The organism is Pseudomonas syringae, from assembly GCF_021605415.1.
GTDB classification, from domain to species: domain Bacteria; phylum Pseudomonadota; class Gammaproteobacteria; order Pseudomonadales; family Pseudomonadaceae; genus Aquipseudomonas; species Aquipseudomonas syringae_S.
On sequence record NZ_WKEQ01000003.1, the window covers coordinates 15352 to 27827 of the forward strand.

The 12476-nt window shown below is 60.7% G+C and carries 10 protein-coding genes; 1 reads left to right on the top strand and 9 read right to left on the bottom strand.

The window, feature by feature from the left end:
• Window positions 1-136: 136 nt before the first annotated feature.
• The 9 genes from GIW69_RS02795 to leuC all read right to left on the bottom strand — a co-directional run bounded on the left by GIW69_RS02795 (window position 137) and on the right by leuC (window position 11397).
• Window positions 137-769: a phosphoribosylanthranilate isomerase gene (locus GIW69_RS02795; protein ID WP_236480613.1), complete on the bottom strand. Its 633-nt coding sequence runs from the start codon at window positions 767-769 to the stop codon at window positions 137-139.
• Between the two features lie 63 nt (window positions 770-832).
• Window positions 833-1657 (bottom strand): tRNA pseudouridine(38-40) synthase TruA, encoded by an 825-nt coding sequence (truA, locus tag GIW69_RS02800; RefSeq protein ID WP_236480759.1) that lies wholly within the window; start codon window positions 1655-1657, stop codon window positions 833-835.
• Window positions 1658-1941: 284 nt separating this feature from the next.
• Complete coding sequence (locus GIW69_RS02805) at window positions 1942-4602, bottom strand: FimV/HubP family polar landmark protein (protein WP_236480614.1); 2661 nt, start codon at window positions 4600-4602, stop codon at window positions 1942-1944.
• A gap of 208 nt (window positions 4603-4810) precedes the next feature.
• Window positions 4811-5821 (bottom strand): aspartate-semialdehyde dehydrogenase, encoded by a 1011-nt coding sequence (locus tag GIW69_RS02810; protein ID WP_236480615.1) that lies wholly within the window; start codon window positions 5819-5821, stop codon window positions 4811-4813.
• A gap of 270 nt (window positions 5822-6091) precedes the next feature.
• Entirely contained in the window at window positions 6092-7204 is a 1113-nt protein-coding gene (gene asd, locus GIW69_RS02815) for an aspartate-semialdehyde dehydrogenase (RefSeq protein WP_236480616.1), read from the bottom strand.
• A gap of 66 nt (window positions 7205-7270) precedes the next feature.
• Window positions 7271-8353, bottom strand: a complete 1083-nt coding sequence (leuB, locus tag GIW69_RS02820) for a 3-isopropylmalate dehydrogenase (protein ID WP_236480617.1) — start codon at window positions 8351-8353, stop codon at window positions 7271-7273.
• A 55-nt stretch (window positions 8354-8408) separates the two neighbouring features.
• The gene (locus GIW69_RS02825; protein WP_236480618.1) at window positions 8409-9176 is read right to left on the bottom strand and encodes a class I SAM-dependent methyltransferase; all 768 of its coding nucleotides are present in this window, start codon (window positions 9174-9176) and stop codon (window positions 8409-8411) included.
• Window positions 9177-9322: 146 nt separating this feature from the next.
• On the bottom strand, window positions 9323-9967 hold the full coding sequence (gene leuD, locus GIW69_RS02830) for a 3-isopropylmalate dehydratase small subunit (protein WP_236480619.1): 645 nt from the start codon (window positions 9965-9967) through the stop codon (window positions 9323-9325).
• 11 nt (window positions 9968-9978) lie between these two features.
• A complete protein-coding gene (gene leuC, locus GIW69_RS02835) occupies window positions 9979-11397 on the bottom strand; it encodes a 3-isopropylmalate dehydratase large subunit (RefSeq protein WP_236480620.1) in 1419 nt (472 codons plus the stop codon).
• 148 nt (window positions 11398-11545) lie between these two features.
• On the opposite strand from leuC, the gene GIW69_RS02840 reads away from it, so the two are divergent.
• Window positions 11546-12436: a LysR family transcriptional regulator gene (locus tag GIW69_RS02840; protein WP_236480621.1), complete on the top strand. Its 891-nt coding sequence runs from the start codon at window positions 11546-11548 to the stop codon at window positions 12434-12436.
• The last annotated feature ends 40 nt before the right edge of the window (window positions 12437-12476 follow it).

Below are 12476 nucleotides of genomic sequence, written 5' to 3' on the forward strand. Positions count from 1 at the left end.
CAGCTAAATTCATGGGTGTGGCGATGATCGGTGGATGGCCACGGTCAGTGCGCAACTGACCTGCGTGAAACCCCTCGATCCTCAGCCTCGCCTGTTTATACAGGTGCATTCATGGACGGCGGCAGTCTGCCAGCCGTCACATCGACGATGTATTGCCGCGCACGGCGTTGATGAACGCCTTGATCTTCGCGTGATCCTTGATGCCTTTGCCCGCTTCTACCCCGCCGCTGACGTCGACCGCATACGGTTTCACCCGAGCTACTGCGTCCGCGACGTTCTGCGGGTTGAGACCACCCGCCAATATCAATGGCTTGCTCAACACGGGCGGAATCAATGACCAGTCGAATGCCTCGCCGGTTCCGCCGGGAACGCCTTCAACGTAGGTGTCGAGCAGCACGCCGCTGGCACCAGGATAGGCATCGCACGCCGCCGCAATGTCATCTCCGGCCTTTACCCGCAAGGCCTTGATGTATGGGCGGTGCCAGCCTTCGCACTGTTCGGCGGTTTCGTCGCCGTGAAATTGCAACAGATCCAGCGGCACGGCATCGAGGATTTCCCCGAGCTCGCAGCGGCTGGCATTAACGAATAGGCCCACCGTGGTGACGAATGGCGGCAGCGCCTGAATAATCGCCCGCGCCTGCTGCACTGTGACGTTACGAGGACTCTTGCCATAAAACACCAGCCCGATGGCGTCGGCCCCGGCCTCAACCGCTGCCAACGCATCTTCTATGCGGGTAATCCCGCAAATCTTGCAGCGAACGGCTGACATGTCGATAAAACCCCGAGGGAAAATCCGAGAAGTCCCGGATGGTAACAAAAGCATTCGAAGGCGTCAGCCGTCGAGTTCCGAGAAACCTGTCAGGAAATGCGGCCCGATGAATCGTTCGGGCAGCGGGAATTCGTCGTGATACTCGACCTGCACCAGATACAAGCCGAACGGATGGGCCGTCACCCCGCCCGAGCGCCGCTCACGGCTTTCCAGCACCTCTTTCATCCAGACAGGCTCGCGCTCGCCGGCACCAATGGTCATCAGCACGCCGGCGATGTTGCGCACCATGTGGTGCAAAAACGCGTTGGCGCGGATATCGATAACGATCATCTTGCCGTGCCTCGTCACTCGCACGTGGTGCATCTTTTTGATCGGCGACTTGGCCTGGCACTGCCCGGCCCGGAACGCGCTGAAATCGTGGGTGCCGACCAAATGCTGCGCCGCCTCGGCCATGCGCTCGACGTCCAGCGGGCGGTGATTCCAGGTGATTTCTTCGTTGAGGTGCGCCGGGCGGATCTGATCGTTGTAGATCACGTAGCGATAACGTCGGGCGATGGCCTTGAACCGCGCGTGAAAGTGCGCGGGCATGACCTTCGCCCAACTGACGCTAATGTCGTGGGGCAAATTGATGTTGGCCCCCATGACCCAGGCTTTCAGCGAGCGGTTGACCTGGGTATCGAAATGCACGACTTGTCCGCACGCATGCACGCCGGCGTCGGTGCGCCCGGCACATTGCAGCGACACCGGCGAATCGGCGACTTTCGACAGGGCCTTCTCAAGGAATTCCTGCACCGTGGCCACGCCAGTGGACTGACGTTGCCAGCCGCTGTAGCGCGAGCCTTTATATTCCACGCCCAATGCGATGCGGTAAAAGCCGTCCGGTGCCAGTTCGGCGGCCGGGTTATCTATGTTTGCCAAGGTGGGACAGCCTGCTGATTTGCAAAGGCGGGCATTATAAGGCGGTGAGACGTGGGCGCCAGTGGGATCTGTAGTGGCAGGCCCGGCGCCATCGCTGGCAAGCCAGCTCCCACAGGTTTTTGCGGCCATGTATGACACGGACACTGTGGGAGCTGGCTTGCCAGCGATGAGGCCGGATCAGGCACCATTGAAACCCGCCCAAACAAAAAACGGCAGCCTCAATGGCTGCCGCTTTGTTTTTGCCGATTACCGAATCAAGCCAGACGCGAAAGCATCTCCCGCGCTTCGTTCTTCTGATTGTCGTCGCCTTCGCTGACCACCTCGTTGAGGATGTCCCGGGCGCCGTCGGCGTCACCCATGTCGATGTAGGCCTGGGCCAGGTCGAGCTTGGTGGCGGCTTCGTCGGTGCCAGCGAGAAAGTCGAAGTCTTCGTCGTTCAGATCGCCGCCCAGCGCGGCGTCTTCTGCGGTGAAGCTTGGCTCTCCCATGGTTTGCGAGAGGCGATCCAGTTCGGCGTTGACACTGTCCAGTTCGGCAGCAAATGCATCCGGTTCAGCCGGGGTCGCGTCCATCTCGTCAGCCAGGGACAGATCGAAATCATCCGGCAACTCCAGGTCATCCTGCGGCTGGTCGGCGATGGTCGGTTGTTCGACTGGTGCGTCAACGGGCGGCAGATCCTTCACGCCATCGTCCAGATCCAGCAGGAAGTCGTCTTCCGCCAACGTCGCTGGCGATGCCGGTGCGCCCAGATCCATATCCAGGTCGAAGTCCGACAAGTCGTCGAGGTTTTCCTGGATTTCAGTCTGCTTTTGCAGCTCGGCGCCGAAGCTCAGGTCATCATCCGACGGGAATTCGTCGAGTTCGACCGGGGCCTCCGGCTCGGCAGCGGCGACCGGCTCAACAGGCGTCACATTGTCCAGATCGTCCAGACTCAAATCGAATGCGCTGTCCAGATCATCATCGGCAGCGGCAGGGGCTTCGGGCTCATCCAGCAGCAAGTCCTTGACGTACTGGGCATCCAGTTCGGCGGCAACTGCGGCGGCGGCCAAACCACCCGCAGCCACGAGCGCCATCGCCGGGAAGCGGCTTTTCAGCTCTTCGACCTTGGCAAAATTGTCGCCGTTGGCAACCAGTTGACGCTCCTGCGCGACGAACGCATCGCGGTCGCCCTGCTGGCCGTAGACTTCCATCAATTTCAGACGCAGATCGCTGCGCTGCGGTTCGAGGCTGATGCCCTCCTCCAGCAACGCGGCAGCCTGATTCAAGCGACCGGCGGAGATGTGCGACTGAGCCTTGGCCAAGACGTCATCGGAAAACTCGCCCGACGGCGCAACCAGCGGCGCGGCCATTGGCTTTGCCAGGACAACCGGTTCAACCACAGGCGCCGAAGCAACGGGGGCCGGGGTCGACGCTGGCGCAGGAGTCGGCGTGGACAGCGTAACGCTCGCCGCCGGGACTTCCAGGCCTGAGAAACTGCTTTCCGGCAGATCTTCCTCGGCGGAGAAGGATTGTTCTTCGGACAATGCGCGGGCCATGCGCAGGTGTTTCTCGGCTTCCTGCTGAGCTTTGCGGCGACGGGCCAGCAACAGCAACAGCAGCAGCAAAACCACCGCACCGCCACCCACAAGACCCAAAAGGACTGGATTGGTCAGCAGTTCGTTGAAAGATCTATCGTCATTGGCGGCTGGCTTCGGCTCGACCACTGGCTCGACCGGTGCCGGGGTCGCGGCTTCAGGCGCGGGCACAGCAGGAGCGGCTTCGGCTGGTGTGGCGGGCGGCGTGGCTGCCAGTTCGGCGGTGATCGCAGGCACCGGTGCAACCGCCGGTGTTTCTGCCGAACCAGCCGCCGCAGGATTGCCGCCTTCGGCCTGCATTTTCGCCAATTGATTGTTTTTCAGTTCGATCAGGCGTTGCAGCTTGTCCAGCTGACTTTGCAGATCGGACATGCGGCTTTTCAGCTCCTCGTTGTCACGACGGGTCGTGTCGAGGCTTTCCTGAGTCACCGCCAATTTGTTGCTCAAGGCCTTGGCATCGCCCGCCGGGCCTTTGCCACTGCCCGCGCTTTCGGCGGAGACCAGACTCAGATTGTCCTTGGCTTCTTGCGTGGACGCCGCGTTGTTGCGGCCACGATTGGTGGCATCGAGTTGCTGCTGACCGCTGCCCGGTTTGGCCACGTAACGACGACCCTGACGCCAGGCTTCGTTCTGCGCCGCCACTTCAGTGATGGCGGCAGGCTGCGGCAGTGCGGTGCTTTGTACAGCGTCCGGAAGACGCAACACCTGGCCGGTTTTCAAAAGATTGATGTTGCCGTTGATAAACGCGTCCGGGTTCAGGGCCTGGATGGCCAGCATGGTTTGCTGAACCGAACCGCCATTGCGCGCCTTCGCGGCGATTTCCCAGAGGGTATCGCGCGGCGTCGTGGTGTATTGGCGCGAGTGAGTGGCACCGGTGACGGGCGCGGCGACTTCTTGCCCCGGCGCGGGCTGTGCAGCGGCGTCGGCGGTTTGCGGCGAGAACTTCGAAGGATCGATCAGCATGCTGTAATCGCGCAGCAAGCGACCGTTCGGCCACATCACCTGCACAAGAAACTTCACCATGGGCTCGGACAACGGTTTGCTCGACGTCACGAGCAGCACGCTTTTGCCGTTGGCGTTGATTACCGGTTTGAAAGAAAGGTCGTCGAGGAACGCCTGGCGATCAACGCCGGCCTTGGCGAAATCTTCCGGCGAGGCCAGGCTCGGCACCACTTCGGCGGCGGTGAGATCCTTGACATCGAGCAGCTCGATTTCCGCCATCAGCGGCTGGTTCAGGGTCGACTTCAGGGTCAGCTCCCCGAGCCCGAGGGCATGCGCCATACCGGAGGACAGCGCCGATGCGGCCGCTATTGCTAACACCAGTTTGCGAACTTGAACCATAGCCTCATCCTTTGTTTGTACATTCCTCGGCCAGCGAGAAGTGATGAATACCGCTGCCGTAAGGCATTGCGCGCAACGACGGGGAGCCGTCGCGCGCGATCATTTCTTTGATGCCCCCCAACGCCCCGGCGGGTCACACGTCTTCACGCCCATCGGCCAAGCATAGCGCTCGCCTAGAATCAGTCGATAAATTGTTGCCAAGTATCTTTTACAGCAGGTCTTTTATCAACAACTCGGCCACTTGCACGGCGTTCAGCGCCGCGCCTTTGCGTACGTTATCTGACGCCAGCCACAGATTTAGTTCCGACGGTTCGTCGACGCCGTTGCGCACACGGCCTACATAGACCACGTCCTGCCCTACCGCATCGCCGACCACAGTCGGGTAATCGCCCGCTTCCACCAGCTCGATACCGGGTGCAGCTTCAAGGGCGGCGTTGACCTTTTCCAGGTCGACCGCGCTCGCTGACTGCAAGGTCACGCTAAAGCTATCGCCAAAAAACACCGGGGCTTGAATGCAAGTTGCGGAAATCTTTAACAAAGGCTGTGCTATGACCTGACGCAACTCACGCACCAGACGTTTTTCCAGCAGCGTATGGCCCTGCGCGTCGGGGGTGCCGACCTGCGCCAGCATGTTGAACGCCATTTGCCGATCAAAAAATTTCGACTCCAGCGGACGCATGTTCAGCAGCTCGGTGGTCTGGCGCGCCAGCTCGCTGACGGCTTCGCGCCCCTGCGCGGAGACGGCGAGATTGGCGGTGACATGCACCGATTGCAGTTCCAACAGATCAAGCAATGGCGCGATGACCACGGCCAGCGCGGTGGCCGACGGGCTCGGGCTGCTGACCTGAAATGGCGCTTTAAGACTGGCGATCAGGTCAGCGTTGGCCTCCGGCACGATTTGCGGCGCCTGATCCGCCGGCAAGGCACCGGACAAATCGATCAACGAGCAACCGGCGGCATGAGCACGGGAGGCGAAGCTCAGGGTGATGGCCGGGCCGGCGGCGAAAAACACCAGTCTGACCTTGCTGAAATCAAACTCGTCGACTTCGCGCACGCGCACGTTCTTATTGCGATACAACACCGAGCTGCCGGCAGATTCGCTGCTGGCCAAAAGGTGCAAGGTGCCGATCGGAAAGTCGCGCTCTTCGAGAATCTGCACAAGGGTTTCGCCGACAGTACCGGTGGCGCCGATCACGGCAATATCAATGGTCTGGCTCATGGTGCTACCTCTGGCGAAACGGGGGGAGCGGCACTTTACCGGGTGAGTGCCACGCAGGCAATTTCTGCGGCGCCTGTACCGGCCTCATCGCTAGCAAGCCAGCTCCCACAGGGATCGGCGTCGAACACACATTCTCTATACACCCTCGAAACCTGTGGGAGCTGGCTTGCCAGCGATAACGCCCGACCAGACAACATATTCACTCAGGCAAACCGCATAAAAAAACCCGCACCTCTTGCAAGGCGCGGGCTCTTTCATGGCTTCAACCGATCAACGCTCAAGCAGGATCCGCAGCATGCGACGCAGCGGTTCGGCCGCGCCCCACAGCAGTTGGTCGCCGACGGTGAACGCGCCGAGGAACTGCGAGCCCATGTTCAGCTTGCGCAGACGGCCCACCGGCACGTTCAGGGTGCCGGTGACTTTCGTCGGGCTCAGTTCCTGCATGCTGATGTCGCGGTTGTTCGGGACCAGTTTGACCCAAGGGTTGTGCTGGCTGATCAACCCTTCGATGTCGGCAATCGGCACGTCCTTGTTCAGCTTGATGGTCAACGCCTGGCTGTGGCACCGCATGGCGCCGATGCGCACGCAGATGCCGTCTACCGGAATCGGGCTCTTGAAGCGGCCGAGGATTTTGTTCGTCTCGGCCTGAGCCTTCCACTCTTCGCGGCTCTGGCCGTTCGGCAATTCCTTGTCAATCCATGGGATCAGGCTGCCGGCCAGCGGTACGCCGAAGTTTTCGGTCGGGTACGCTTCGCTGCGCATGGCGTCGGCCACACGACGGTCGATGTCGAGGATCGCACTGGCAGGATCGGCCAGTTGATCGGCGACAGCGGCGTGAGTCGCGCCCATCTGCTTGATCAGTTCACGCATGTTCTGCGCGCCGGCACCGGAGGCCGCCTGATAGGTCATGGCGCTCATCCACTCGACCAGACCGGCCTCAAACAGACCGCCCAGACCCATCAGCATCAAGCTGACGGTGCAGTTGCCGCCGATGTAGTTCTTGGTGCCCGCATCCAGCTGCTGGTCGATTACCTTGCGGTTCACCGGATCGAGAATGATGACCGCGTCATCGTTCATGCGCAGGCTCGATGCCGCGTCGATCCAGTAACCCTGCCAGCCGGCTTCGCGCAGCTTGGGGAACACTTCGCTGGTGTAGTCGCCGCCCTGGCAGGTCAGAATCACGTCGAGCGTCTTCAGCTCTTCAATGCTGTAAGCGTCCTTGAGCGGAGCAATGTCCTTGCCCACGGACGGGCCTTGGCCACCGACATTGGAAGTGGTGAAAAACACCGGCTCGATAAGATCGAAATCCTGCTCTTCCAGCATCCGCTGCATGAGCACGGAACCGACCATACCGCGCCAACCGATCAGACCTACACGTTTCATCGCAACTACACCTTCTTGAAAAGTGGGCCGCTGCTTTGTATTGAATTTCGCAGCGGGCCCGAGAGATTACAGATTCCGCAGCGCGGCGACTACTGCGTCGCCCATTTGCTGCGTACCGACTTTAGTGCAACCGGCCGACAGGATGTCGCCCGTGCGTAAACCCTGATCCAGAACGAGGCTGACGGCTTTTTCGATGGCATCGGCGGCGGCCTGCTGGTTAAAGCTGTAACGCAGCATCATCGACACCGACAAAATGGTCGCCAGCGGGTTGGCGATGCCAAGGCCTGCGATGTCCGGTGCGGAACCGTGGCAAGGCTCGTACATACCCTTGTTGTTGGTATCCAGCGAAGCCGATGGCAGCATGCCGATGGAACCGGTGAGCATCGACGCCTGGTCGGACAGGATGTCGCCGAACAGGTTGTCGGTGACGATCACGTCGAACTGCTTCGGTGCGCGCACCAGTTGCATCGCCGCATTGTCGACGTACATGTGGCTCAGTTCGACTTGCGGGTAATCCTTGGCCACTTCTTCGACGATCTCACGCCACAACTGGCTGGAGGCCAGCACGTTGGCCTTGTCCACCGAGCACAGCTTCTTGCCGCGCACCATGGCCATATCGAAACCGACGCGAGCGATGCGACGGATCTCACTTTCGCTGTACGGCAAGGTGTCGTAGGCCTGACGCTCGCCATTGTCGAGGGTGCGGGTGCCGCGTGGCGCGCCGAAATAGATGCCGCCGGTCAGTTCACGGACGATCAGGATGTCGAGGCCAGCCACGATGTCCGGCTTCAGGCTCGAAGCCTCGGCCAGTTGCGGGTAGAGGATCGCCGGACGCAAGTTGCCGAACAGGCCCAGTTGCGCGCGGATTTTCAACAGGCCCCGCTCAGGACGGATGTCGCGTTCGATGGTGTCCCATTTCGGGCCGCCCACGGCGCCCAGCAGCACGGCGTCGGCAGCGCGGGCACGCTCCAGGGTTTCATCGGCCAGTGGCACGCCATGCTTGTCGATGGCCGCGCCACCGATCACGTCGTGGCTCAATTCGAAGCCCAGGCTGTACTTGTCGTTGGCCAGCTCCAGCACCTTGACTGCTTCGGCCATGATTTCCGGGCCAATACCGTCACCTGGGAGAATCAGAATCTGCTTGCTCATGCGTTCCTCGTGTCTTCAGTCGGCGCGCCGTTGACGGCACGCCGGGGAAAATTTGTTATCGCTCAGCCATCAATACGATGACATCCGTGCTGAACGTGCCATCGGCTTCAATCTCGAAATAGTCGCGCACTTCGTTGCCCATCGACTGCTGCAACTGACGGATTGCGGCGCGCATTATCTCAGGTGTGCGCATGCGCTCGACCCAACTGGTGTATTCCAGGCGCAGACGCTGACGCGTGGTGCTGCGCGCATGCAAACCCGCTTCACTGACCTGACGCAACCACTCGCCGGCGGAATAGTTGCGCACATGGCTGGTGTCGCGCAGCACTTCGACCGATTGCAGGTAAGTATCCAGCAGCGGACTTCCCGGCGACATGACGTCGATAAACGCCGCCACCCCGCCCGGCTTCAGCACGCGGCGCACTTCGCGCAGGGCCAGGCCAATGTCGCTCCAGTGATGCGCCGAGTATCGGCTGAACACGAAGTCGAATTCACCGTCGGCAAACGGCAGACGCTCGGCGGCACCGTTGACCGTGGACACGTTGCCATGGCCGCGATCAATAGCGGCGGCAGCGACCACGTCGAGCATTGGCTGCGACAGGTCGTAGGCGACCACTTCTTTCACCAGCGGCGCCACATGAAAACTCACATGACCAGCGCCACAGCCCACGTCCAGCACCCGCGCATCGCCCTGCCCGGCCAGTTCGCTTTGTAGCAGCGCGAATTCCGCGCCCTGCGCGTGGACGGCGCTGGTCAGGTAGGCCGAGGCCTGCTCACCGAATTGTTTCTGGACGACGTGTGTGTGTTGGGCGGTGCTGGTCATCATCTTATCCTTGGATGTCGGGTGTCTGTTACGACCTCATCGCTGGCAAGCCAGCTCCCACAGTGATCTGCGTTGTTCACAGAACCTGTGGGAGCTGGCTTGCCAGCGATAGGGCCGCCACTGACTGCATCAATTCCAGATTCCGCTTACGCGTCGCGGAACAACCAGGGCTGGCTGACGCGATGTCTGGCTTCAAACGTCGCGATGGCGTCGCCGTCCTGCAAGGTCAGGCCGATATCGTCCAGACCATTGAGCAGGCAATGCTTGCGGAACGCGTCGATCTCGAAGTTGTACACCTTGCCATCCGGACGGGTGACGGTCTGCGCTTGCAGATCAACCTGCAACTGATAGCCCGGCTCGGCTTCGACCTGCTTGAACAGTTCGTCTACCTCAGCGTCGCTCAGGATGATCGGCAGCAAGCCATTCTTAAAGCTGTTGTTGAAGAAGATGTCGGCGTAGCTCGGCGCGATGATGCTGCGGAAACCGTACTCTTCCAGCGCCCACGGCGCGTGCTCACGGCTGGAGCCGCAACCGAAGTTCTCCCGAGCCAGCAACACGCTGGCGCCTTGATAACGCTCGGCGTTGAGGACGAAATCCTTGTTCAGCGGACGCTTGGAGTTGTCCTGGTACGGCTGGCCTACGTCAAGGTAACGCCACTCGTCGAACAGGTTCGGGCCGAAACCCGTGCGCTTGATCGACTTCAAGAATTGCTTCGGAATGATCTGGTCGGTGTCGACGTTGGCACGATCCAAAGGTGCGACAAGACCAGTGTGCTGGGTAAAAGCTTTCATGCTGCGCTCCTTTAAATCAATTCACGGACGTCGATGAAACGACCGTTCACCGCTGCCGCTGCGGCCATCGCCGGGCTGACGAGGTGCGTACGGCCACCGGCGCCCTGACGGCCCTCGAAGTTACGGTTGGACGTCGAGGCGCAATGCTCGCCGGACTCCAGGCGATCCGGGTTCATCGCCAGGCACATCGAGCAACCCGGTTCACGCCATTCGAAACCGGCTTCGAGGAAAATCTTGTCCAGCCCTTCGGATTCCGCCTGGGCCTTCACCAGACCTGAACCCGGCACCACGATGGCCTGCTTGATGGTCGACGCGACTTTGCGGCCCTTGGCGATCACGGCCGCCGCGCGCAAGTCTTCGATGCGCGAGTTGGTGCAGGAGCCGATGAACACGCGGTCGAGCTGGATGTCGGTAATCGCCTGATTGGCAGTCAGCCCCATGTATTTCAGCGCGCGGACGATGGAGTCGCGCTTGACAAGATCCATTTCCTTGGCCGGATCCGGCACGTTTTGATCAACCGCCAAGACCATTTCCGGAGACGTGCCCCAACTGACTTGCGGCTTGATCTGCGCGGCGTCGAGTTCGACCACGGTGTCGAATGTGGCGTCGTCGTCGGACACCAGATCCTTCCACGATTCGACGGCCAGATCCCATTCGGCGCCTTTGGGTGCAAACGGACGACCTCTGACGTAATCGACCGTCTTCTGATCGGCTGCCACCAGTCCCACACGGGCGCCGGCTTCGATGGACATGTTGCAAATGGTCATGCGGCCTTCGACTGACAGATCGCGAATCGCGCTGCCGGCGAACTCGATGGCGTGGCCGTTACCGCCGGCGGTGCCGATCTTGCCGATCACGGCGAGGACGATGTCCTTGGCGGTCACGCCGAACGGCAATTGGCCTTCGACGCGCACCAGCATGTTCTTCATTTTCTTGGCGACCAGACACTGCGTGGCGAGCACATGCTCGACCTCGGAAGTGCCAATGCCGTGAGCCAGAGCGCCGAATGCGCCGTGAGTCGAGGTGTGCGAGTCGCCGCAGACCACGGTCATGCCCGGCAAGGTCGCGCCCTGCTCCGGGCTGATCACGTGAACGATGCCCTGGCGCACGTCGTTCATCTTGAATTCGACGATGCCGTATTCATCGCAGTTGTCGTCGAGGGTCTGAACCTGCAAACGCGAGACCTGGTCGGCAATGGCTTCGATGCCGCCCTTGCGCTCCGGGGTGGTCGGTACGTTGTGATCCGGGGTCGCGATGTTGGCATCAATGCGCCAAGGCTTGCGCCCGGCCAGACGCAGGCCTTCGAAGGCTTGCGGCGAGGTCACTTCGTGGATGATGTGACGGTCGATGTAGATCAGCGCCGAACCATCGTCGCGCTGCTTGACCAAATGCGAATCCCAGAGCTTGTCGTAGAGCGTTTTGCCGGCCATCAGACGGTTTCCTCATCAGCTTGTTTCTATGCCCCGGGCCTTGACTGCTTCAATAACCCTTTGGCTTGTGAGGCCGATCCTATGGGGTTACATTAAATAACTCAAATTCATATTTTTTATGCTTTGGATAACCAACTGGAATACGACCATGGATCTGGCCAACCTTAATGCTTTTATTGCGATTGCCGAGACCGGAAGCTTCTCCGGCGCCGGTGAACGCCTGCACCTGACGCAACCGGCAATCAGCAAACGCATCGCCGGCCTGGAGCAGCAATTGAAGGTGCGATTGTTCGATCGGCTGGGCCGCGAAGTCGGATTGACCGAGGCCGGCCGGGCCCTGTTGCCCCGGGCTTATCAAATACTCAATGTGCTGGATGACACCCGCCGCGCTCTCACCAATCTGACCGGCGAAGTCAGCGGCCGGCTGACGCTGGCCACCAGTCACCACATCGGCCTGCACCGCCTGCCACCTTTATTAAGGGAGTTCACCCGTCGCTACCCACAAGTTGCGCTGGATATTCAGTTCCTCGATTCGGAAGTGGCCTACGAAGAAATTCTCCATGGCCGGGCAGAACTGGCGGTCATCACTTTGGCGCCGGAGCCGCACACGCTGGTCAAAGCCACACCCGTCTGGGACGACCCGCTGGATTTCGTGGTCGCTCCAGAGCATTCGTTGATCAACAACGGCGCCATCAGCCTCGCCGACATCGCCGGTCATCCGGCGGTTTTCCCCGGTGGCAACACGTTTACTCACCATATCGTCCAGCGCTTGTTCGAAGCCCAAGGCCTGACACCGAACATCGCCATGAGCACCAACTACCTGGAAACCATCAAGATGATGGTGTCCATCGGCCTCGCCTGGAGCGTTTTGCCACGCACCATGCTTGATGACCAAGTGGCGAGCATCGCTTTGCCGGGCATACAGCTCAGTCGCCAGCTAGGCTATATCGTGCACACCGAAAGGACGCTATCGAACGCAGCGCGGGCCTTCATGGCCTTGCTGGACGCACAGATTGATCTGCCAGGGACTCATGGCTGACGTGTGCGACTTCTTTAGCGTCGTTTTTTCCCGTGCCAAA